Origin of the sequence: Acinetobacter sp. G11 (assembly GCF_049808495.1) — a bacterium.
Taxonomy (GTDB): Bacteria; Pseudomonadota; Gammaproteobacteria; order Pseudomonadales; family Moraxellaceae; genus Acinetobacter; species Acinetobacter kookii.
Genome location: NZ_JBNCAT010000010.1, coordinates 1 through 24,213, shown reverse-complemented (window position 1 = coordinate 24,213; position 24,213 = coordinate 1). Strand labels below are relative to the sequence as shown.

At 46.5% G+C, this 24,213-nt stretch carries 18 protein-coding genes and 1 rRNA gene; 9 read left to right on the top strand and 10 right to left on the bottom strand.

The genetic code is table 11. The features are described from left to right. Positions 1-59: 59 nt before the first annotated feature. Together ACPUEY_RS05925 and ACPUEY_RS05920 are read right to left on the bottom strand one after the other, a co-directional pair. Positions 60-3,209 (bottom strand): efflux RND transporter permease subunit, encoded by a 3,150-nt coding sequence (locus ACPUEY_RS05925; RefSeq protein ID WP_425121487.1) that lies wholly within the window; start codon positions 3,207-3,209, stop codon positions 60-62. Continuing rightward, on the bottom strand, positions 3,206-4,324 hold the full coding sequence (locus ACPUEY_RS05920) for an efflux RND transporter periplasmic adaptor subunit (protein WP_425121486.1): 1,119 nt from the start codon (positions 4,322-4,324) through the stop codon (positions 3,206-3,208). The genes ACPUEY_RS05925 and ACPUEY_RS05920 overlap by 4 nt, the downstream gene beginning before the upstream one ends. Positions 4,325-4,470: 146 nt before the next feature. Here ACPUEY_RS05920 and ACPUEY_RS05915 point away from each other — a divergent pair, with 146 nt between their 5' ends. The 4 genes from ACPUEY_RS05915 (at position 4,471) to ACPUEY_RS05900 (ending at position 10,533) form a co-directional block, all read left to right on the top strand. Beyond that, complete coding sequence (locus ACPUEY_RS05915; RefSeq protein ID WP_425121485.1) at positions 4,471-5,118, top strand: TetR/AcrR family transcriptional regulator; 648 nt, start codon at positions 4,471-4,473, stop codon at positions 5,116-5,118. 124 nt (positions 5,119-5,242) lie between these two features. Continuing rightward, positions 5,243-7,927, top strand: coding sequence for a phosphoenolpyruvate carboxylase (ppc, locus tag ACPUEY_RS05910; protein WP_425121484.1), 2,685 nt, complete (start codon positions 5,243-5,245; stop codon positions 7,925-7,927). 297 nt (positions 7,928-8,224) lie between these two features. Next, complete coding sequence (locus tag ACPUEY_RS05905; RefSeq protein ID WP_092820117.1) at positions 8,225-9,526, top strand: solute carrier family 23 protein; 1,302 nt, start codon at positions 8,225-8,227, stop codon at positions 9,524-9,526. A gap of 104 nt (positions 9,527-9,630) precedes the next feature. Beyond that, positions 9,631-10,533 (top strand): LysR family transcriptional regulator, encoded by a 903-nt coding sequence (locus tag ACPUEY_RS05900; protein WP_425121483.1) that lies wholly within the window; start codon positions 9,631-9,633, stop codon positions 10,531-10,533. Positions 10,534-10,565: 32 nt separating this feature from the next. Here ACPUEY_RS05900 and ACPUEY_RS05895 read toward each other — a convergent pair whose 3' ends face one another. Further along, positions 10,566-11,303, bottom strand: coding sequence for a sulfite exporter TauE/SafE family protein (locus ACPUEY_RS05895; protein ID WP_425121482.1), 738 nt, complete (start codon positions 11,301-11,303; stop codon positions 10,566-10,568). 530 nt (positions 11,304-11,833) lie between these two features. Between ACPUEY_RS05895 and ACPUEY_RS05890 the strand changes: the two genes are divergently transcribed. Beyond that, positions 11,834-12,295, top strand: a complete 462-nt coding sequence (locus ACPUEY_RS05890; protein WP_425121481.1) for a hypothetical protein — start codon at positions 11,834-11,836, stop codon at positions 12,293-12,295. Positions 12,296-12,362: 67 nt separating this feature from the next. On the opposite strand, the gene ACPUEY_RS05885 is transcribed toward ACPUEY_RS05890, so the two are convergent. From ACPUEY_RS05885 to ilvD (ACPUEY_RS05870), 4 genes are all read right to left on the bottom strand, one after another. After that, positions 12,363-12,650: a chorismate mutase gene (locus ACPUEY_RS05885; RefSeq protein WP_092820121.1), complete on the bottom strand. Its 288-nt coding sequence runs from the start codon at positions 12,648-12,650 to the stop codon at positions 12,363-12,365. Continuing rightward, positions 12,631-13,941 (bottom strand): hypothetical protein, encoded by a 1,311-nt coding sequence (locus ACPUEY_RS05880; protein WP_425121480.1) that lies wholly within the window; start codon positions 13,939-13,941, stop codon positions 12,631-12,633. The genes ACPUEY_RS05885 and ACPUEY_RS05880 overlap by 20 nt, the downstream gene beginning before the upstream one ends. Positions 13,942-14,010: 69 nt before the next feature. After that, complete coding sequence (gene ilvD, locus ACPUEY_RS05875; RefSeq protein ID WP_131273555.1) at positions 14,011-15,696, bottom strand: dihydroxy-acid dehydratase; 1,686 nt, start codon at positions 15,694-15,696, stop codon at positions 14,011-14,013. Between the two features lie 367 nt (positions 15,697-16,063). Then, the gene (gene ilvD / locus ACPUEY_RS05870; RefSeq protein ID WP_425121479.1) at positions 16,064-17,893 is read right to left on the bottom strand and encodes a dihydroxy-acid dehydratase; all 1,830 of its coding nucleotides are present in this window, start codon (positions 17,891-17,893) and stop codon (positions 16,064-16,066) included. Between the two features lie 383 nt (positions 17,894-18,276). Here ilvD (ACPUEY_RS05870) and fmt point away from each other — a divergent pair, with 383 nt between their 5' ends. Genes fmt through ACPUEY_RS05855 form a run of 3 tightly spaced genes read left to right on the top strand, consistent with a single transcriptional unit; the run spans position 18,277 to position 20,677 of the window. After that, positions 18,277-19,236, top strand: coding sequence for a methionyl-tRNA formyltransferase (gene fmt / locus ACPUEY_RS05865; protein ID WP_425121478.1), 960 nt, complete (start codon positions 18,277-18,279; stop codon positions 19,234-19,236). Continuing rightward, positions 19,236-20,543 (top strand): 16S rRNA (cytosine(967)-C(5))-methyltransferase RsmB, encoded by a 1,308-nt coding sequence (gene rsmB, locus ACPUEY_RS05860; protein ID WP_425121477.1) that lies wholly within the window; start codon positions 19,236-19,238, stop codon positions 20,541-20,543. Before fmt ends, rsmB begins: the two co-directional genes overlap by 1 nt. Then, positions 20,519-20,677 carry a hypothetical protein gene (locus ACPUEY_RS05855; protein WP_165493287.1) on the top strand — a complete coding sequence of 53 codons (159 nt, stop codon included), beginning with the start codon at positions 20,519-20,521 and terminating at the stop codon, positions 20,675-20,677. The genes rsmB and ACPUEY_RS05855 overlap by 25 nt, the downstream gene beginning before the upstream one ends. 72 nt (positions 20,678-20,749) lie before the next feature. On the opposite strand, the gene ACPUEY_RS05850 is transcribed toward ACPUEY_RS05855, so the two are convergent. Further along, positions 20,750-20,893, bottom strand: a complete 144-nt coding sequence (locus ACPUEY_RS05850) for a methionine/alanine import family NSS transporter small subunit (protein ID WP_086197760.1) — start codon at positions 20,891-20,893, stop codon at positions 20,750-20,752. 10 nt (positions 20,894-20,903) lie between these two features. Beyond that, on the bottom strand, positions 20,904-22,382 hold the full coding sequence (locus tag ACPUEY_RS05845) for a sodium-dependent transporter (RefSeq protein ID WP_131273558.1): 1,479 nt from the start codon (positions 22,380-22,382) through the stop codon (positions 20,904-20,906). 616 nt (positions 22,383-22,998) lie between these two features. On the opposite strand from ACPUEY_RS05845, the gene ACPUEY_RS05840 reads away from it, so the two are divergent. Next, on the top strand, positions 22,999-23,691 hold the full coding sequence (locus ACPUEY_RS05840) for a TIGR04219 family outer membrane beta-barrel protein (RefSeq protein ID WP_425121476.1): 693 nt from the start codon (positions 22,999-23,001) through the stop codon (positions 23,689-23,691). Positions 23,692-24,110: 419 nt separating this feature from the next. Here ACPUEY_RS05840 and rrf read toward each other — a convergent pair. Continuing rightward, a 5S ribosomal RNA gene (gene rrf / locus ACPUEY_RS05835) occupies positions 24,111-24,213 on the bottom strand; the annotation flags it as partial.

Sequence of the window (24,213 nt, the reverse complement as noted above, 5' to 3'; positions counted from 1 at the left end):
ATATTAGGTGCTACTATATTGAAATTTTCAATATTTCGCACCTGCTTATTGTCAAAAAATTACACCGTTTGGCTATTTTTTTTCACTTTAAACCATTGTGCATACAATGCTGGTAAAAAGAACAAGGTGAGAACCGTGGCCACAATCAAACCGCCCATAATGGCGACAGCCATCGGACCAAAGAAAATACTGCGTGATAATGGAATCATCGCCAGTACGGCGGCCAGGGCGGTCAGCACAATCGGGCGGCAACGACGTACGGTTGCCTCAATAATGGCATTCCAGGGATCATGTCCAGCCTGAATGTCCTGTTCAATCTGGTCAATCAGGATTAAAGAATTGCGCATGATCATGCCCGACAGGGCAATGGTTCCCAGCATCGCGACAAAACCAAAGGGTTTATTCAGCAACAATAGGAACAGGACCACCCCAATCAGGCCCAAAGGTGCCGTCAAAAACACGATAAACGCGCGGGACATGCTCTTGAGCTGAATCATCAGCAAGGTCATCACCACCGCCAGGAAGAACGGCATACCGGCATTGACCGAGTTTTGTCCACGCGCCGACTCTTCGACCGTACCGCCTACTTCAACCAGATAACCGCCTGGCAATTCGGCACGCAGCTGATCCATTTTATCGGCCAGTTCCCCGACCACGGTTGCAGGCTGCAATTTGGTCCGTATATCGGCACGCACGGTAATGGTCGGCAAACGGTTACGATGCCAGATCAGACCATCTTCAAATTTATATTCAATTTTGGCAATTTGCGCCAGAGGTACAGAACCGCCATTGGCCGTCGGTACGGCCAGACTGGATAAGGACTCTACATTGACCCGTTCGTTCCGATCTCCACGCAAACGGATTTCAATCAGTTCACGTTTTTCACGATACTGGTTAATCACGGCACCACTGATGGAGCTGTTCAGGAATTGCGACAAATCTAAAGTCGATACCCCCATTTGACGGGCGCGATCCTGGTCAATCTTCAGCTGGATGACCTTGCTCGGTTCGCCCCAGTCCAGATGAACGTTGGTGGTATTCGGATTCTCTGCAATGACGGCGGAAACCTTATGTGCCCACTGACGCACCAGATTCAGGTCTTCCCCGGAAACACGGTACTGCAAGGGATAACCGACAGGCGGGCCATTTTCCAGCAGCGAGACCCGGGTACGCACATCTGGCAGCAATTTACGGATTTCCTGATCCAGAGATTTGCGGATTTCATCGCGGTCATCCAGGGACGAAGCCAAGACCACAAACTGGGCAAAACTGGCCTGTGGCAGCTGCTGGTCCAGCGGCAAGTAGAAACGGGTGGAACCCGTGCCGACATAGGCCACATAATTGTCGATGCCCTGTTTGGTCGACAGGAATTTTTCCACTTTCTTCACGGCATTTTCTGTGGCGGTGAGGGATGCACCTTCTTCCAGTTTTAAATCGACCAGAATTTCGGCACGGTTGGATGGTGGAAAAAATTGCTGCGGCACCAGTTTAAACATCAGCACCGACAACACAAAAATACCCACCGTGGTCGCAATCACGGTTTTACGGTAAGTAATACACTGACTCACCCAGCCTCTAAATTTTTGATAGAACTTGGTTTGATAAGGGTCATGATGCTCACCGGCATGATGCAGCACAGCTGGCGGTTCGGGTTGCCTACGTAGGCGCGCCCATAAGCGCTGATACCACGGTGCTTTTTGCAGCAGGTCTTGATTAAAATCTGGCAGCAGTTTATCGCCCAGATAGGGGACAAAAAGCACCGCCGCAAACCACGACACCACCAGGGCAATCGTCACCACCTGGAAAATGGAACGGGTATATTCACCGGTACTGGAGGCAGCAGTGGCAATCGGTAAAAAGCCGGCTGCGGTAATCAGGGTGCCGGTCAGCATTGGAAAAGCCGTGGTTTTCCAGGCAAATCCTGCCGCCTCCAGCCGGCTATAGCCCAGCTCCATTTTCACGGCCATCATTTCAATGGCAATAATGGCGTCGTCCACCAATAAACCGAGCGCCAGAATTAAGGCTCCAAGTGAAATTTTATGCAGCCCGACATCAAACAGATTCATGCCGGCAAAGGTCATGGCCAGCACCAGCGGAATGGAAAATGCCACCACCAGACCGGTACGGAAACCCAGTGAAAAGAAGCTGACCAGCAGGACAATAATCACTGCTTCTGCCAGCACTTTCATGAATTCATTCACGCTGCGTTTGACCGCAACCGGTTGATCGGACACTTTTTTCAGTTCCATCCCCAAGGGCAAAGATTTTTGCAGATGGGCAAATTCAGCCTCTAAATTTTTACCTAAAGCCAGAATGTCGCCACCTTTGCGCATGGATACGGCAATGCCAATCCCGTTTTCGCCCATAAAGCGCATGCGTGGCTGGGCCGGCTCGCTGAAACCGCGATAGATCTCGGCAACATCGCCCAGCTGAATGGTTTTTTCTGCCACCAAAAGTGGCATCTGCTTGAGTTCATCGACACTTTGCAGCTGGCCGCTGACCCGCATTTGAATGCGGTCGGTCCCGGTTTCAAAGAAACCGGCACTGGCTACGGTATTTTGCTGTTGCAGGGCTTGCTGAATCGCCGTGACCGGAATGCCGAGCTGTGCCGCCTTGGTATTGGACAGTTCAATCCAGATTTTCTGGTCTTGCAGCCCCACCAGATTGACCTTGCCGACATCCTTGACACGTTGCAGTTGCAGTTGCAGACGGTCGGCATATTCCTTCAATATGGCATAGTCATAATCTTTGCCGGTCAGGACATAGATATTTCCGAAGGTATCGCCAAATTCATCATTAAAAAACGGCCCTTGTACCCCACTCGGAAGTTGATGCTGGATGTCACCGATTTTTTTGCGCACCTGATACCAGACATTGGGAATCTGGTTGGAACGCAGCGAATCCTTGGCGACAAACGTCACCAGTGATTCACCGGGGCGCGAATAGGCCATGATGCGTTCGTAATTGCCGGTACTCATCAGTTCTTTTTCGATGCGATCCGTCACCTGCAAGGACACTTCCTGTGCGGTTGCGCCCGGCCAATAGGTCTGGATCACCATCACCTTAAAGGTAAACGGCGGATCTTCACTTTGTGCCAGCTTGGAATAGGAAACAATGCCGACAATGCCGAGCAGCAGCATGAAATAAAGGATCAGGCCTTTATTTTTCAGGGCCCATTCCGACAGGTTAAAGTTCGTGCCTAAATTCATGATGCAGCTCCTGACTGGATGTTCACGGCACGATTTTCCCGGTCAATCGGCTGGATTTTCTGTTTTTCACGCAATAAGTGCACACCGCCAATCACCACATAATCTTGCGGATTCAGACCGGACAATACCGGCACACTGTCACGGCCATAGGCCCCCAGGGTCACCGCCACCTTATGGATGGTCTGATCCGGTTTCACCACCCAGACATAGGCCTGCTGGCCATTGGCCGAAACACTGGACAACGGCACGCTGAGTACATTGTTTTGGCTATTGTTAAAAAATACCCGGGCACTCTGGCCCAGCTGAATGGCAGCGTTGCCTTCACGCAAGGCCACCTTGACACTAAAGGTCCGCGACTGATCGGCTGCCGGAGAAATTTCACGCACATAGCCTGCAAATTTATCTTCCGGCTTGGACCATAAGGTCACCCACGCTGCCTGACCGACTTTAATCTCTGAAATGGCCTGCTCAGGCACCCCGATTACCACTTCACGGTCACCGGCAATTGCCATCTGGTACGCGGCTTGCCCTGCCGCAACCACCTGCCCGACTTCAATATTGCGTGCGGTAATCACCCCGTTTTTATTGGCAATCAGCTGGTTATAACCGGTCTGGTTACTCGTCACCTGATAATTGGATTGCGCTTGCTTTAAAGCGGACATCGCTGATTTATACTGGTTATCCACCGCATCATATTGCGAACGGCTTACGGCATTCATGGGTAGCAGTTGCTGAAAGCGCTGCCGTTCATCTGCGGCAATTTTTGCTGCCGACTGGGCACTTTCCAGTTGAGCTTTTGCTGCATTAAGCTGCAGCTGGGCATCTTTCACATCCAGTTTTGCCAGTACCTGCCCCACTTTGACCTGATCGCCCACATCGACATAACGTTCGATAATCTGTCCGCCCACCCGGAAAGCCAAAGCCGTTTGCTGGCGCGCCTGCACATCTCCGGCATAGCTTTTCTGTTCATTATGAGTACTGTTCGGCTGAGTCACCATCACAAACGGGACCTGTTCTGTTTCGGTTGCCTCCGTGCTGCAGCCCAATAAAGTCACACTGCAAATAATCATCATGCTGACCAGGGCGGTTTTTACTGCAATCTTTACTGTGCTCATGAAGTTCGCTCTTATCTCAAAATGTTTTTTAGGGCAAAATAAGCAATATCTTAAATTGATCATTTTTTAATTAATATACTGCCTGGTACAGTAATTATAATAATCAGGTCAAAGCAATGACCTTTTTCATTTTTTTGGAAAAAATTGTGCAAATAAATGTTGGTCGTCCCAAGGACTTAGAAAAACGTCAGCGTATTTTAAATGCGGCAAAAAGCTTATTTTTGAAGTGTGGCTATCAGGGTTCCAGCATGAACCAGATTGCCCAGGAAGCCGGTGTCACCAAACTGACGGTCTACAATCACTTTCAGGATAAAGCCAATTTATTTGTCTGTGCCATTGTTGCAACATGCGAAGAATTACTTAGTGCTCGCCCCTTAAACCTGCAAGCCGACAGTAATTTTTATCAGGAATTTGTGCATGCCTGCGAACTGGCGCTCAATATCACCAACTTGCCGGAAGCCATCAAACTGGAACGCTTATTGGTGGAACTGGCGGCGGAACAAAATCCACTGGCACAAAAATTTTATCAGGCGTCTCACCTGCGCATGATTGCCGTGTGGGAAAACTTCTTTCAACAGGCGATTGATCTGGGTTTTGTTCAAGCTGAAAACTTAAAAACACTCACCATGCTGATCGTGTCTTTATTGTTTGGCATGCGCCATCATGAAGTGCTGCTTGGGGTGCGGGAAGTTCCGACTGCAGAAGAGAAACAGCAGATTATCCTGAACAGTATTGAAATCTTTATGCTGAAATATCAAAAAAAAACCTTAAAATCTGTAATTCCATTTTCCTGACTGCACAAACAGCACCTCAATTGCCAGTTTTAGCAACAAAAGATACCGACTTTTGTCTGCCCCCTACTTGGAATGTCATCGAATCGGGGTATATTCAAAAGAGTAGCCTAGGAGAATGAAAAAAATGATTCAACAAATTGATGCTCCACTGCGTGAGGATGTACGCTTACTTGGGAACCTACTGGGAGAAACCCTCAAGGAACATGCAGGACAAGATTTGTTTAATCAGGTGGAGCAGATTCGTGCGCTGTCCAAAGGTGCACGTGATGGGCAGGTGGAAGCCGAAAAACAGCTTGAACAACTTTTTTTAAGTCTGGAAGATGATGAAATTCTTCCGCTCACCCGGGCATTCACTCACTTTCTGAATTTTGCCAATATTGCCGAACAATACAATGTGGTACGCAGTCGCCGTAAGAGTGAATTCGATGAAAATGCACCTTCCCCTAATCCGCTTGATCATCTGTTCCAGAAATTTAAAGATCACGAAATTTCAGCCGACACCCTATTCCAGCAAATCTGTGAACTGAAAATTGAACTGGTGTTGACTGCACATCCGACTGAAGTCAGCCGTCGTACCTTAATTCAAAAATATGACGATATTAATGACTGTCTGTTTAAGTCTGATCAACAAAAACTGACCCCACGTGAACGCAAGGCCGTACTGGCAGAACTCAAACAGCTGATTTGTTCCGCCTGGCAGACTGATGAAATCCGCCAGCACCGCCCGACCCCAGTCGATGAAGCAAAATGGGGCTTTACCACGATTGAGCAAACCCTGTGGAATGCTGTTCCCAAGTTCATTCGTGAACTGGATGAAATGGTTGAAGATCACTGTGGCCAGCGTTTACCCTTAACCGTTGCACCGGTGCGTTTTGCCTCCTGGATGGGCGGTGACCGTGATGGCAACCCGAATGTTACGCATAACATTACCCAGGAAGTACTGTGGCTGTCGCGCTGGAAAGCGGCGGATTTATATCTGCGTGATATGGAAGACCTGCGCTGGGAACTGTCGATTCAGAATGCCAGTGATGAACTGTTACAGGCACTGGGTCATAACCACCCCGAACCCTACCGTGAATATCTGCGTGACACTCGCGAACGCCTTAAAGCCACCCGTCACTGGCTGGCGCAAAAACTGCAAGGGCAAGATGCCGATGATAGCCAGGTCATTAAAAGCAAAGATGAATTATTACAACCTTTATTGCTGAGCTACCGCTCACTGATTGCCTGCAACCTGCCTGAAATTGCCAATGGCAAACTGCTGGACTTTATCCATCGCGTCAACTGCTTTGGCATTGAACTGCTGAAACTGGATATCCGTCAGGAATCCGGTCGCCATCGTCAGGCCATTTCTGCCATTACTGAATATCTGGGTCTGGGCAATTTTGAAACCTGGACCGAACAGGCACGCCAAAATTTCCTGTTGCAGGAATTGCAAAGCAAACGTCCGTTGTTGCCTAAACATCTGAATGAACCGAAACAAAGCCTGATTGAACATCCGGATGTGCAGGAAGTGTTTGCCACCATGCGTACGCTGGCTGAACAGCCTGAAGAAAGCCTGGGGGCTTATATTATTTCCATGGCGGAATATCCGAGTGATGTACTCGCGGTCTTACTGCTGCAAAAAGAAGCTGGCATCAAGCATCCGCTGCGTGTGGTGCCGTTATTTGAAACCCTGAAAGACCTGGACGGCGCAGCCGCAACCATGAACACCCTGTTTAATATGCATTGGTACAAACAGCATATTCAGGGCAAGCATGAGGTAATGATTGGCTATTCGGATTCTGCCAAAGATGCCGGATTCATGTCAGCCAACTGGGCACAATACCGTGCGCAGGAAGAACTGACGGCTGTTGCAAAAAAACATGCCGTGCAACTCACCCTGTTCCATGGGCGTGGCGGTTCGATCAGCCGGGGGGGTGCACCCACCCAGCAAGCGCTGTTTTCACAACCGCCAGGTTCGATTTCCGGTGCCATCCGCGTGACCGAACAGGGCGAAATGATCCGCTTCAAGTTTGGTCTGGAAGGCATTGCACTGCAAAACCTGGAAATTTATACCGCAGCCACATTAGAGGCAACCTTGTTGCCGCCACCGGTGCCTAAAGAAGAATGGCGTCAGTTGATGCATACCATGACCGATTTATCGGTACAGGTCTACCGTCAAACCGTGCGTGAAAATCCGCATTTTGTGAAATACCTGCGTACGGTTACACCGGAACTCGAATTGCAAATGCTGCCGCTCGGTTCACGGCCGGCCAAACGCAAGGTCAGCGGCGGGATTGAATCTTTACGTGCCATTCCCTGGGTATTTGCCTGGACCCAAATCCGTTTGATGCTTCCGGCATGGCTGGGCACTGGAGCAGCCATTAACCAGATGATTGATCAGGGGCAAAAACAGCTGCTGGATGAGATGCTGCAACAATGGCCATATTTCCAGACCCTGATTGACATGCTGGAAATGGTCCTTTCTAAAGCCGATAGCCATGTAGCACTCTATTACGAATCACATTTGACCGATGATGAAGATTTAAAAGTTCTCGGCAACGAACTGCGTCAACGCTTAAAAGATGCGGTACAAACCTTGCTGGCTCTGAAAGGTGAATCTCAACTGCTGAGTAGCAATGAAGTGCTGGACCAGTCTATGCGGGTACGCAAACCGTATTTATTGCCGCTGCATTTACTCCAGGCGGAACTGATGAAACGCCGCCGTCGCTATCTGGCAGAACGTCAGGCAGAACATACCCCAGTCGATCATGCCTTAATGGTAAGTATTGCCGGGATTGCGGCCGGACTGCGTAATACCGGTTAAATTCTGATTTTCCATAGAAAAAGCACATTTCCGTAATGTGCTTTTTTTAACCTTATGGTCAAAAGCTTCCCATTATTTTTTATAAATAAAACAAAAAATATTTATAAATTGATCAAGACATCTTCATACCTATTAACTATTGATTTAGCATTATTTTTAAATAATTAAACTTTTACCACATGGTAAAAACAATTGAAAAGTCATAGCGTTAGTTTAAACAAAATTTTGTTTCAATGATTAAATCTTCCAAAAAAGAAGCGTATGATGTGCACAATTTGTTTTTAGAGTGCTCAAAAAATGTCCAATTGGTTTCCCAAATGGCGCCCGTATGAAGGCAGCATCGATGCACGTCCTGTAGGTACCAATGAATATCTGCCACCTGCACAGAGTGTTGTATTAGGGGTACAGCATGCCTTTGCTATGTTTGGTGCGACGGTACTTGCACCCTTCCTGATGGGTTTTGATCCGAACCTGGCCATTTTAATGTCAGGGATCTGTACCATTCTGTTTTTCCTGATGACCGGGGGACGTGTACCGAGTTATCTGGGATCCAGCTTTGCCTTTATTGGGGTGGTGATTGCGGCAACAGGTTATGCCGCTTCGGGTACGGGCGCACCCAATGCCAATCTGGCCCTGGCTGCTGGCGGTATTATGGCCTGTGGTGTGCTGTATGCCATTTTTGGCTTTATTGTGATGGCTACCGGCACCAAATGGATTGAAAAACTCATGCCTCCTGTAGTGACCGGCGCTGTGGTCATGATCATTGGCCTGAATTTGGCACCGGTGACGGTTAAAGGCGTGGCGGGGAATAACTTCAATATGTGGATGTCACTGGTTACCGTGATGTGCATGGGCTCGATTGCAGTATTTACCAAAGGCCTGCTGCAACGTCTGCTGTTATTGATCGGTTTATTGCTGGCTTACCTGATTTATTACATTGTTTCCAATGTGATGGGACTTGGCACGCCCATTAATTTCGCTCCAATTCAGCAAGCAGCCTGGTTTGGTCTGCCAACTTTCCATTCGCCGGTATTTGATGCCAATGCCATGCTGATTATTGCGCCGATTGCCCTGATTTTAGTGGCTGAAAACTTGGGGCATATCAAGGCAGTAGGTGCCATGACTGGTGAAAACCTTGATCCGCATATTGGCAAAGCCTTTGTTGCCGATGGTCTTGCAACCACTTTATCGGGTGGTGTCGGTGCGCCGGGGATGACCACTTATGGTGAAAATATTGGCGTGATGGCAGTGACTCGTGTCTACTCAACCATCATCTTTGTTTTTGCCGGTGTATTTGCAGTTTTCCTGGGACTTTCACCAAAATTTGGTGCCATTATCCATACCATTCCGACTGCCATCTTAACCGGTGCATCGATTGTGGTGTTCGGTTTAATTACCATTGCGGGGGCAAAAATCTGGATTGAAAACAAGGTGGATTTCTCTAAAAACAAAAACCTGATGGTGGCTGCGGTAACCATTATTTTAGGCACCGGTGACTTTGCCCTGCAATTTGGCAGCTTTAATCTGGGGGGTATTGGTACCGCTACGTTTGCAGCCTTAATCCTGAACTGGTTCTTTAGCCTGGGCGATAAATCATAAAGATAACTACATATTTTCAGGCAGCCGCAAGGCTGCTTTTTTTATGTTTGCGGCTAAGGAAATTTTAGTATGATGGTTCAAATTTCACCGAGCAGACTCAGCAGATGCGTCTCGACTTTTTTGATTTGCAACTTTTCCTGAATATTGTAGATACGGGTAGTTTGACCAAGGGTGCAGAACGCTCGGCGATTTCCCTGCAAGCCGCCAGTGAGCGGATTAAAAAAATTGAACAGCAGTTTGCTGTGCATTTATTTATCCGACATGCTTCCGGAGTCAAGCTCACCCTTGCTGGACAGGTGTTTGCCTCGCAGGCGCAGATGCTGGTTCACCAGGCTCAACAATTACAACAACAGATGCTGCCCTTCTCTACAGGTTCGCAAAGTGAAATGACGCTGTGGTGTAATTCCTCTGCACAAAGTGAATATCTGCCCCTGCTTTTGCCCTCTTATTTGCTTGAAAACCCCAATATCCAGATTGAGCTAAAAGAAGCGGAAAGTAACGACATTATTCAGGCTCTGGAAAATGGCAGCGCCCAGCTCGGCTTGATTTCAGGTTTTTTTAATTCAAAAAAGTTACAGACCCTGGAGTTTTCCGATGATCCTCTGGTATTGATTTGCCCCATGGGTCATGAGCTACAGCAACAATCGACCCTGCAATTAGCCGATGTGCTGAATTACCCCTTTGTGGGCTTAATGCAATATCATTCCTTGCAGCAATCGATTGAAACCCAGGCCAAATTACTGGGCTGTGCAATTCAGTACCGTTTACGCTTACCCAATTTTGCTGCGATTGCTCAGGTCGTTGCCAATGGCGTCGGGATCGCCATTATGCCGAAACGCGCAGCTAACCGTTTACAGGCGGTTTATCCTTTTCTGCAAATTGAACTGACTGGAGACTGGGCCAATCGCAAGCTGTTATTGGCAGCAAAAAACTTTGATGCCCTGCCAGTCGCTTATCAACATTTCAGCCAGTTTTTAGTTTCCCATACATCCAGATTGCCGAGTTAAAAACTTTTACTTAGCTGGCTTTATTGCTGACCTTAAAGCAGACCCCACTGATGCAGCACCATATAACCACCAAAAATGACCAGCCCACAAAAGAATACTCTGCGAAATTTTTGTTCGGGAATGCGATAGCGAATTTTGGTTCCCACCCACATTCCCACCAAGGCTGGAAGCAAGGCAATAAATGACATCTTATAGTCCATAGGAATATTTTCCACCGGATGCTGATGCAGAAATACCGCCAGACAAATCGTGGAGATGGTAAAGGCCAAACCGAGCGACTGCACCAGATCATCACGCTTGAGATGCAACGATTGCAAGTAAGGTACTACAGGAATAACCACTACACCGGTAGCGACTGTGAGTGCCCCGCCCAAATAACCCATCATCGGAGATAACCATTTTTCATGCGCGGCCAGATTGGGCATGTTCTTGGCAAATAGACCGTACAAGCCATACAAGGCCAGCATTCCGCCGAGCAGCGCCTCACTCTGAAACTCGCCATGTCCCAGGGTGGGAAAAATGCTCCAGATAGAACCCACCACAATGCCCAGCAACAGCGGCCAAAAGCGACCAACCAGTTTCAGCACCTGACCTTCGGCAAACAGTTGCCAGAAATTGGTGACCATTGACGGTACGATCAACAAGGTGGCTGCCTGAAAGGGACTGATAAAAATCGTCAGCAAGCCCATGGAAACCGCAGGCAACCCCAGTCCAAGGGTGCCTTTAATCATGCCTGCAATGGCAAACACCCCAATCACAAAGCCAATCATATTCAACACCCGTTAAATTTTAAGCCGATCATAGGTGACTCAGAGTGCTTTAAAAATCACTATTTTCCAGAGTAAGCCTCAAGAAAAAGTTGAGGCTTTCAAGGCACAGGACTGTTAAAAAAAGGACTCTAAATATGACAAAATGTTAATTATTGATTAACAATTAGGCGATTAATTGCATGTTTACATAAAAATTACATCAATTAATAACATATTATTAAGTTTGTCTTAACTGTATGATTTATGAGCTATCTTAAATTCAATTTCTACCTGGATGTAGGCAATTTCAACGCTTTTTTTACTTAAAACTGCTCTTTTTTTAGACTAAAACGGGTGGATATTTAAACAAAAGCTCTTTAAAGTACGCGCTTCGCATGAATAGGCTATGTAATAACATAGCATTTTCACTATTGAGAGTTAGAGAAAAAATATTCGGGTTTTAGTTCTGAAGAATGCTGTCTATTTTTTCTAAAAGTAATTGAAGATAAGGTAGAGATTTAAGAATGATTTATGATGGACATCATAGCAATATGATTAACACTGCAGATCAGAATACTGCGGTAATCTCCCAGAATTTCCAGAAACATCAGGCAGGTTCAGGCACTAAAAATTCCAAAAATAAAGGCATTCCCTATCTGGATGTGCGTAAATTCACGCAAAAGTTACATAGTATTTCCTCGGCGACCAGTACCAAAAAATGTGCTCGAAGCATCCGGATTGCATTACAGTCTGCTGGGGCTCGGATTTTAAATCATCCTGTCGCAGCTGCGGATTGGGGAAATACTCTACAGACAATTGGCTATAAAAAAATCAATCCCTCTTTTGATAATCCAAAAGAAGGCGATATTTATATTATCCACAGAACCCAAAAGCACATTTATGGCCATATTGCTGCCTATACCGGCCGTCAATGGGTGTCTGATTTCAGGCAAAAAAGCCATGCCGTCTATAAGAATGATCAGGTTCGCTATACTTATTACCGCCTGGCGTAATAGATAGACTTCAGCCCTAAGACACCTGTTCAGGTGTCTTACTTTTTATAGACGTTAACAGGGAAAATTAAGGGCGAAATTCTCGCAATTCACGCTGAATAAAACGCTGGATCATTTCACGATATAAGTGTTCCACCAGATCCGGATCGGTGCCCAGGTCCAGTGCCTGTGCTCGTACTTTCTGAATGACCTGTTCTACCCGTTCAGGTGATTGTACGTCCTGTACAGTTCGCTTAAAACGCGCAGCCTGATCGACATAAAATTGACGGGTAGCAATCATTTCAATGAGTGCGGTATCAATGGCATCAATCTGTGCACGGGCTTGTTCTAAAGACTCACATTTCTCTTTCTTCATCTTTGCTGTCATCATTTTCACTTTTATATTGGTCTTCTAAAACATTACTAAAAATACTTTCGATCATCCAGACCCGGTACAGGCTATTAAACACATAACTTTGGCCATCAATGCGCAGTTCGAGCACAGGAAAATCGGGCTGAGACTTCATTTCACAGAGTATGTCATTTTCTTTTAATTTGGCAGCAATATCTTCAGTGCTCAGTTCATTGATCTCTAAATCACGCTTGATCTGGTCAAAATGCGACCTGAATGACAGGTCTTTGCCTTTGGTCCAGACTGCTTGCAAAATGCTGTACATGGCTTCCACACGCTGCTCTTCAGGCACGCTATAAAACAGTTTCGCCATCTCATAAGTTGCTTGCTGGGTAGGACGACAAAACGGGGTAAATTTTACTTCGGTACGTTTGGACAAACGGGTCGCCAGCCCCCAGTCAAACAGGTCTCGTCCGTGATAAGATAGCGGGTAAACATTGAGGTGAATATTATAAAAATTAGCCAGCTCTTCTTTAATATAGGCCAATAATAGCCAGGAAATCGGATCTTCCAGGGCAATATACAAATCCAGTTCCGGATCCAGCGCCTGAATTTCATTCAGTTCTTCTGCGTCACTGATCAGATGTTCGCGCCATTCGATATGGTTAATCAGGAAGATGGGATTATCGGTCAGCAATTTCTGTTGTTTTAGACGGCGGGTCAGACGCAGCAGATCATCCACCGCATGATATTTGCGTCCACCAAATTCAAAGTAACTGACCAGCACTTCGGCATCGTTAAAAATCCGTTCCGGAAAGTTTTGCGCTGGATGATGGCGGCTAGCCATGGCATGCAAGGTACGCAATTTGCCATACTGTTTTTGCCACAGCATGTGGAACACGTCTTCAAGTAAATACAGGAAATCTTGACCGCGTAACGGCGTATTGCGAAGGATGGTTTCTGCTTGAGCGATGGCCTTAAGCGGCGGTTGTTCTGGGGTTTCATGGAAACTAAAGCGATGCTGTTTGGACAGAATTTTGGCATCGTTCAGGCAGTAATTTTGCCACTCCATTTTTGACATGTTATTGGGAGGTTCTGCCGTTCGGCTGGAAATGATCACCTTTAAGGGTTTGATCTCATCACTCAAGATTTCTTCAAGTTCAGGTAACTGCTGTGCAGCCAGATAGCTATAGACATCATCCAGACGCAAGTGGATGGTTAAACCCTGCTCCGTAGATAATTCCACCTGACGAGTCGGCTTTTGGTAAAACCAACTCGATCGAAGTGGATCAAACCAACGGCGTAACAGTGACATGAGATCAGCCTCGAAAAAAAACCCTTGTGTGCTACAAGGGTTTATAACAATTTGTTAGGTAATGATCAATTATACATCTAAATTTAGATCGGTCACTGCCCCTTTTTCCGCACCTGTGGTCAATTTGGCAAACTTCGCCAAAGCACCATAGCGATAATTCGGTTCAGGCTTGACCCAGGCCGCTTTACGCGCTGCCAGTTCTTCATCGGAAATATGCAGCGTCATCTCACGGGTTTCGGCATTAATGGAAATTTTATCGCCATTTTTCACCAGACCAATCGGTCCGCCTTCATAGGCTTCAGGGGTCACATGACCAATCACAAAGCCATGGCTGCCTCCTGAAAAACGGCCATCGGTGAGTAATGCCACCGATTTTCCTAAACCTTTACCAATAATGGCCGAGGTCGGTTTCAGCATTTCCGGCATGCCGGGTCCGCCTTTCGGTCCTTCACCACGAATCACCACCACTTCGCCTTCCTGCACTTCACCATCCAGAATACCGCGCATGGCACCAATTTCACCTTCAAACACGCGTGCCGGACCTTCAAAATACAGCCCTTCTTTACCGGTAATTTTTGCTACCGCACCGGTCGGTGACAGGTTGCCTTTTAGCACCACCAGATGCGAGTCTTTTTTAATCGGGGCATCAAAGGGCAGAATAATTTGCTGACCTTCCGGATAATCCTCGACATCCGCCAGGTTTTCCGCCAGGGTTTTACCGGTGACAGTCATACAGGAACCGTCCAGCATGCCGGCATCCAGCATGCGTTTCATCAGCGGCTGAATCCCGCCAATCGCAATCAGTTCCGACATCAGGTATTTACCGGATGGACGCACATCCGCCACCACCGGAATGTCCTTGCCAATGCGCACAAAATCATCCAGGGTCAGTTCCACCCCGGCCGTATGTGCCATCGCCAGTAAATGCAGCACGCCATTGGTCGAACCACCCAGTGCAATCAGCACTTTAATGGAATTTTCAAACGCCGCCTTGGTCATGATGTCACGCGGTTTAATGTCCAGACGTAACAGATTCATCACCGCTTCACCGGCACGCAGACAGTCGATTTTTTTCTCTTCAGATACCGCTTCCTGCGCCGATGAGCCCGGCAGGCTCATGCCAAGTGCTTCAATGGCAGATGCCATCGAGTTGGCAGTATACATGCCGCCACAGGAGCCTGGCCCCGGCAGTGCGACTTCTTCAATCTGCTTGACCTGAATTTCGTTGATTTCACCCTTGGCATGCTGGCCTACGGCTTCAAATACGGAAATCATGTCAGTATGACCAGCACCCGGTTTAATGGTTCCGCCATAAATAAACAGGCCCGGACGGTTTAAACGTGCCAGTCCCATAATGCAGCCCGGCATGTTCTTGTCACAGCCGCCAATCGCAATCACCCCGTCATAGGCCTGACAACCCACCACCGCTTCAATGGAGTCGGCAATAATTTCACGGGACAGCAAGGAATATTTCATGCCTTCGGTACCATTCGAGATCCCGTCTGAAATGGTAATGGTATTGAAGATAATGCCCTTGCCATTTGCGGCATTCACGCCTTTTTCCACTTCACGCGCCAAGCCATCAATGTGCATATTGCACGGCGTGACATTGGCCCAGGTGGAGGCAATGCCAATAAAAGGACGGCTAAAGTCGGCATCTTTAAAACCGGTGGCACGCATCATGGAACGTGCCGGTGCATTTTCAATCCCTTCATAAACGGGTGCTGAATGTTCGCGGATATTGTCTTTACTCATTGGTTTCTTCCTTGGCGATGACCGATTTTCAGCTTCAGTCTTTGGCAATTTATTCTAAGATCATTGTATAGAAATACCACTCGTGAAGAAAACATATACTCCAGATAAACTCATATCAGATTGAATATTCAAGAACTTAAAATATTAATCGTGACAGGTGACAGGATGTCACCTGTTGTGCTGTGGTATAGGGATATACCATCAGCACAACAGAGGCTTTTTGTTACTTTTGAGCCTTCAAAAGTAAAACATCGTCTACGCAATGCTATTGCAAGAGCACAAAGTAAAATGCGACCGTGCTATTTTCAATAATCAATAAAAAAGCACCCCATCTGGAGTGCTTTCTAAAATTTGTAAAAACTACAAATTAAATTTCACGTACCGCACCTTTCGCCGCACTGGTGGTATGCATGGCATAGGCTTTCAGGGCTTTGGAAATTTTACGTGGACGCTCTTCCACTGGATGCCAGCCTTTGGCTTCTTGCGCTTCACGGCGAGCTGCCATGGTGGCTTCATCTACAGCCAGGTTGATGCTACGGTTTGGAATATCGATTTCGATTAAATCGCCATCTTCAACCAGACCAATGGCACCGCCCTCAGCCGCTTCAGGTGATACGTGACCAATCGACAGACCTGATGAACCGCCAGAGAAACGGCCGTCAGTCAGCAAGGCACATTCCTTACCCAAACCTTTCGATTTCAGGTAACTGGTTGGGTACAGCATTTCCTGCATGCCCGGACCGCCACGTGGACCTTCGTAACGAATCACCACGACATCACCGGCTTTAATTTCGTTGCCCAGGATCGCCTCTACCGCAGAATCCTGGCTTTCAAATACGCGAGCAGTACCGTTGAATTTCAGAATCGAGTCATCTACACCGGCAGTTTTGACGATACAGCCATCCAGCGCGATGTTACCGTAAAGCACAGCCAGACCACCGTCTTTCGAGAAGGCATGTTCTGCATTACGGATCACGCCATTTTCACGGTCGCCATCTAAACGTGAGTAGTAACGGTCTTGTGAGAAAGCCGTTTGCGTTGGTACACCGCCCGGTGCTGAACGGAAGAACTGGTAAACTTCTTCATTTTCAGTACGGATGATGTCCCATTTGTCCAAAGCATCTTTCAGGGTTGCTTCGTGGACAGTACCGACTGAGGTATCCAGCAAACCGGCACGATCCAGCTCACCCAGAATTGACATAATGCCGCCGGCACGGTGCACATCTTCCATATGCACATCATTTTTCGCCGGAGCAACTTTACACAGTACCGGCACTTTACGGGACAAACGGTCGATATCATCCATGGTGAAATCAACGCCTGCTTCATTGGCAGCTGCCAGCAAGTGCAGCACGGTATTGGTTGAACCGCCCATGGCGATGTCCAGCGTCATGGCATTTTCATAGGATGCTTTGGTCACCATTGAACGTGGCAGTACGCTGTAATCGTCCTGTTCATAATGGCGTTTAGCCAGTTCAACAATTAACGAGCCTGCACGTTCAAACAGTTTTTTACGGTTTGCGTGAGTTGCCAGTGTCGAACCATTACCCGGTAAAGACAGACCCAATGCTTCAGTCAGGCAGTTCATCGAGTTGGCAGTGAACATGCCTGAACATGAACCACAGGTTGGGCAGGCAGAACGTTCGTATTCAGCCACTTCTTCGTCGGTATAGTTGTCATCTGCCGCCACGATCATGGCATCGATCAGGTCGATGGCTTTGTCGTTACCGCGGATTTTCACTTTACCCGCTTCCATTGGACCGCCAGACACGAATACCACCGGAATGTTCAGGCGCATCGCAGCCATCAGCATTCCCGGGGTGATTTTGTCACAGTTGGAAATACACACCATGGCATCGGCACAGTGCGCACTGACCATGTATTCAACCGAGTCAGCAATCAGGTCACGTGAAGGCAGTGAATACAGCATGCCGTCATGACCCATCGCGATGCCGTCATCGACGGCAATGGTGTTGAATTCTTTCGCCACACCGCCTGATGCTTCAATTTGACGAGCCACGAGTTGACCAAGGTCTTTTAAATGAACGTGACCTGGAACAAATTGCGTGAATGAGTTGACGACGGCAATAATTGGCTTGCCGAAGTCTTCATCTTTCATCCCAGTTGCGCGCCATAAGCCACGCGCACCCGCCATGTTTCTTCCGTGTGTCGATGTTTTTGAACGATAGTCAGGCATTGTGTTATTCCAACAAAGTTTGTGCTTGAGTTGAATGAGCTCATTCACTCTGGCGAAATCTTACAGATCGAGAGCATGAAATCAGTCGAATTTCGAACCTATCATACACCAAGCCATTGTTTTTCAAGATGGCATTTTCATCTTAGATATGGGCAGATGGGTCTATAAATTGAACTTCGTGATTTGACGACAAAAATCTTTAACTGAAATCTACTATACCGCCATCCCCGGCCAGACAATGCAAAACTTTCATGAATAATTTTTAAATTTTGCATAAGTTTTTTTTATAAAAATAGGCTTCTTCCGTCTGTATTCAGACTCAATTTAGGTGAATAAATGCTTTTGCCTTATAATAGGCGTCACGTTTATTTGGAAGCTTTTGTGTGAAAATCATCTTTGCGGGTACACCAGAATTTGCCGCCACTGCATTGGCTGCACTGCTTAAAACCGAACATGACATTGTTGCGGTCTATACTCAACCGGACCGCAAAGCTGGACGAGGACAAAAACTCACGGCTTCTGCTGTAAAGCAGCTGGCTTTAGCCAATAATATTCCGGTCTACCAGCCGCTTCATTTTAAATCTTCGACTGAAGAAGGTCTGGCCGCACAAGCCGAACTGGCTGCGTTAAATGCCGACGTGATGGTGGTGGCCGCTTATGGGTTAATTCTGCCGCAAGTGGTTCTGGATACGCCTAAATATGGTTGCCTGAACATCCATGGTTCACTGTTGCCACGCTGGCGTGGTGCAGCGCCAATTCAGCGTGCCATTGCCACAGGCGATACTGAAACTGGCGTGACCATTATGAAAATGGCGGCGGGTCTGGACACCGGCGACATGATGTTTAAAACCATCTGCCCGATTGAAGCCGGCGACACCTCTGCAACGTTGCATGACAAACTTGCCGAACAGGGTGCAAGCGCGATTGCGGCTGTTTTAGCATCGGAAGAAAAACTGCAACACTACCTGGCGACCCGTGAAGTGCAAGACGAAGCCTCGACTGTCTATGCGCACAAGCTCAGCAAGGCTGAAGCAGAAATTGACTGGTCTATGGATGCCGTACAGATTGACCGCAATATCCGTGCCTTCAATCCGTGGCCAGTGGCATTTATCGTCCTCGACGAGAAAAACAACTTGCGGGTGTGGAATTCCAAGTTATCTCATGCCACTGCGGAAAATGCGCAACCGGGTGAAATCATTGCCATTGATAAAGATGGCGTTCATGTGGCCTGTGCCAATCAAACGGTCATTATCCTGACCTCGCTACAATGGCCAGGTGGCAAACCGCTGAATGCCACGCAAATTCTGCAAACCCAAAAATTGACTATTGGACAAATTTTATAATGAAGCAATCTCCCAACGCCTCAGCCAAAAACCTTAATTTACGTGCTCAGGTGGTGAAGACCTTACTGGCTGTCCAAAATGGTCAATCGCTGGCCTCGGTGTTAAATCAACACATGAATATTGTGTCAGATAAAGACCGCGCGCTTTATCATGAACTGGTTTTGGGTTGCTTACGTCAGTGGCATGCCCTGAAACAGGTAACTTTACCGCTGTTGGCCAAACCGCTTGAAAATGCTGTGGTTGAAACCTGTTTATATGTCGGTTTATATCAATTGCTATGTACCCGTGTGGCTGCACATGCCGCGATTTCTGAAACGGTAGAAGCCAGCAAACAATTGGGCATGGAAAGTTTAAGCAGCGTGGTCAATGCGATTTTACGCCGTGCCACCCGTGAATCTGAACAATTCTATGATGTCTTGGAAAATGCCGCTAACTTGCCAAGCTGGTTAACGAAACGTCTAAAGAAAGATTGGGGCGATCAATTCGCACAGCTCAGCTATGAGCTGAAACAGGTTGCGCCACTGACTTTACGTGTTAACACACACCAGGTCAGCCGGGATGAATATCTGGATATTCTGGAAGATGAAGGCATTGAGGCACATGCCTGCGCATGGTCAGATGTCGGTATCGTTCTGGATCAAAATCTACAGATTCCAAGCCTGCCGGGTTTTGAAGCCGGCGGCTTTTCAGTACAGGATGAACATGCCCAGCTGTGTGCCACTTTATTGCCGAACTTGAATGGCAAAATGGTGATCGATGCCTGTGCAGCACCGGGCGGCAAAACTGCGCATATTTTAGAGAAATATCAGCCGAAAAAACTGATTGCCCTTGATCAGGATGAAAAGCGCTTAAAACGTGTGTCTGAAAATCTGGAACGTTTGGTTCTCGATGGCAAAAATGTCGAAATTGTCGCCGCAGATGCCGTGACGTGGACGGCCCCTGAACAAGCCGATTGTATTGTGCTGGATGCACCCTGTTCAGCCATTGGCGTGATGCGTCGTCATCCAGACATCCGTTTACTACGTCAATCAACTGATATTGCCAAAACCGTCCAACTTCAAAAACAGATTTTGGACAACATGTGGCAGCAACTCAAAGTCGGTGGCACCTTGCTTTACATCACCTGCTCCATTTTAAAGGCAGAAAATGAACAGCAAATGGTTGAATTCTTTGCTACGCATGCCGATGCCAAAGAAGTGAAAATTGAAGCCGACTGGGGCATTGAACAGATTCACGGTCGCCAATTGCTACCACAAGTGGGTCGTGGTGATGGTTTCTTCTATTGCCGTATCCAGAAAACGGCTTAACCGATGTAATGAAAAGAGGTGGCTTAGAGCCACGTGTTTTTATTGGTGTGCCCCGTCCTGCCAGAAAGGTCATTGCACATGCGATCCAGACCTGGTCCTGCAAAATGGTGTGCACCTCTGATGCTGCATTTTAAAAGCAAGAAAGTCATTATCGTTTAAGATAATGACTTTCATTGATCACAGTATGAACTGAAGTCTTTGCAGATTTAAAGCGTGTGCTGATCTTTGACTTCTTCCAGCACTTCATCCAGTTCCTCAGGATGTTTCATCAAGTGCAGAATGGACAAGACCAGTCCGCCCCACAAAAACAGCATGGAAATAATCATCATAACGATTGCAGAAGTATTCATCTTTATTCTCCTAGCGGTCTTTGACGCGAGCCAAAATAAAAGCAATGACAGCACAGAAAATCACGCAGCCCCAGCCAAACAGCCACTGCATGCTTACACTATAATCACCATAGCCTTTTAATAACAAGTTATAAATGGTCATGGTTAAGGTGACCAACAAAATCAACGAGGTAATCACGGTCAGGGTAAAGTCCCAGCCTTTGCCCAAATGTACCGTTGAAATAGCATTGACGTGATTCCGGATTTCAGCCAGTGCAGAACGCTTGAACCAGGCAATACAGATAATCGACAGCAATGCACCGCCGATAATGCCAATGTTATTGATGAAATGGTCAATAATATCCACCAGTTTAATCGAGTTCACGCTGGAGAATAAAACAATCGATACCAAGGCACTACCACCACCAACAATGGTGACCGCTTTCTTACGGCCCCATTTCAGCTTGTCCATCATGGCAGAAATCGGAACTTCCAAAATACTCACCATCGATGATATGCCGGCCACAAATAAGGACGAGAAGAACAGGATACCAAACAGGTCGGCACCCGCACCCAGGCTGGAAATAATTTTAGGGAATGCAATAAATGCCAGACCAATACCGCCACTCACCACATCCTGAACATTGCTGTTCGCAGCATAAGCCATAAAGCCCAGCGCAGAGAAAATCCCGATACCGGCCAAAATTTCCGTAGAAGCATTAGCAAAGCCCACAATTAAACCCGAACCGGTTAAATTGGTTTTTGGCTTTAAGTAAGAAGCATAAGTCACCATGATCCCGAAACCGACGGACAGCGAGAAGAAGGTATGACCATAGGCAGCCAACCACACCTTGTAATCCATCATGGCAGACCAGTTTGGAGTAAAGAAGGCATTTAAGCCATCGACCGCTCCCGGTAAACGCAGTGCCTGAATCACAAGAATGGTGAATAAAACAAACAGTAATGGCATGAAAATCTTGTTGGAAAGTTCAACGCCCTTTTTCACCCCACCGTATAAAATGATTAAGGTGAGTGCCCAAATTCCTGCCAATGGCCAGAAAATATGGCTCACAAAACGCGGATCAAAACCGGTCGCTTCGCTGGTTTGTAAATAGGTTTTAAAGAAGAAACCTTCCGGATCATTGCCCCACATCTGACCTATGGAGAAGTACACGTAACTGCCTGCCCAGGTCAAAACGCTGGCATAATACAAACCAATAATGATACATACACTGACTTGCCACCATCCCAAGGTTTCACCACCACGAAACAGTTTACGGTAGGCTTTTGGCGGTGAACTATTGCTTCTATGCCCGACCGCATAATCGAGGAATAACAGCGGTAGGCCTGCCGTAATTAAAGCAATCAAATAAGGAATAAGAAACGCGCCGCCGCCATTTTCATAAGCCACGTAGGGGAAACGCCAAATATTACCTAAACCGACAGCCGATCCGACAGCTGCAATAATAAAGCCGGATCGTGATGACCAGTTTTCACGAGAATCTGTCATAAAACACCTAAACCTTAGGTATCTTTAAATGCTGCTTGTTATCGGGTTTATATCGCAAGCATAAAAAGTACCTTTCAAAAATAATTCTTGTGTCTGATTTAGAGGTCACCTTTTGGGTGCAGTATTCTAAATGGCAAACAGATCAGTAAGGCTCAAATTTTGCTTAAAAATGTTGATCAATACTCATCCTTTATATGAATTTAACAATACTCACTTTTATAAAAATTTTCTGTAATTTATTTACCAAACATTTCATTTTTATAATCTGTTGAGTTTGAATGCTCATTTAATCGGCTGAATTTTAATCCTGCTTTATTATTCACCTATAAACTTCTGGGAATACATAAAGTACATATAAAAACCTCAAGTTATCTTAAGATGATTCAATCTGCTTATTTATGGTTGTGAAATAACGATTTAAAAATTAAATGCCACATGTCTTTTTCAACTCGTATGCTAAAGATAAGAGATAAACATTCTGTAATTTTGAGAAACAACAACAATGCAATTTTTAAGCATTCAATATATGATGCGCTATAAATTGGGTCTCAACTCATGCTATTTAACTCACAAAAAGATTTTTCAAAATAACGGATTAAACAACTTCAGGATTCTCATGCGATCATTCAAAATTCTTTGTCTAGCCCTTGGACTGGGCGTGTTCAGTTCCACCCAAGCCGATGTTATTGCGGTCAAAGGAAATATCGATTACTGGTACTACAGCACCGATTTAACCCAACCGGCATCTTCGCTACCACAAGCACAAATGGAAGATGATCAAGCGCTGACATTCTCGGTTGCGCTAGAACATCCGGTGCCATTGTTGCCCAATGCAAAAATCAAACATAGCCATTTACAGGCTGACAGCGATCAAAGTTTGGCGGGTGTAAAAAGCCATCAGGTCGACTTCACTTATACAGATTTCATTCTGTATTATGAAGTGCTGGACAATATTGTCGATGCAGATGTCGGCATTGGTGCCAAACGTTTAAGCGGAGATATTCTGCAAAACTATACCAACACCTTAGATGTGAGTAGCACGCTACCGATGCTTTATGCCCAGGCCGGGGTAAACCTGCCTTTTACCGGTTTAAGTGCAAGAGCTGAAGCCAGTTTTGCTGCACTGGATGATGAGCAAATTAGCGATGCTCAGGCGGAACTCAAATATAATTTCATTGATACCCTGTTACTCGACGTGGGTGCCCGAGTCGGTTATCGCATTCTGGACATCCAGCTGGAAGAAGGCTCAAATGCAGAAACCAAACTCAAATTTAAAGGCCCTTATCTTGGCATAGAAGCACATTTCTAAAGCACTCCTGTACGCTTTTGCTTACATGAACTGCAGAAAATGAAGGCTATGCATATGGCTGAGCTCAGATTATATTTAACTCATAGAGAAACAGGATGTTTCTAAAATAAGAAGAATAAAAGTAAAAACAGCAGGAAGCTGAGGTAGAACAGGAGTGATACCTTTAACCAATACGAAAAAGCCTCGACAGGATGTCTGGGCTTTTTTATGTCCGTGTATATGTATTTGTCTCTGATAAAAATAAAATGCCTATCAATGGTTAAGGTGACCCTAAATCTTAGCCAATCTTCAATTCACTAAATTCGTGTTGAATAAAATCCCCGCTGAACTCTACGAAACCCTTTTAAATCATTCTTCTTTTTAATAAAACTCCACGCATAAAAAAAGCCCCTGCACTTGGCAGGGGCTTTCGAATAATGAGCTGGCGATGACTTACTCTCACATGGGTAATCCCACACTACCATCAGCGCTAAGAGGTTTCACTTCTGAGTTCGGGAAGGGATCAGGTGGTTCACTCTTGCT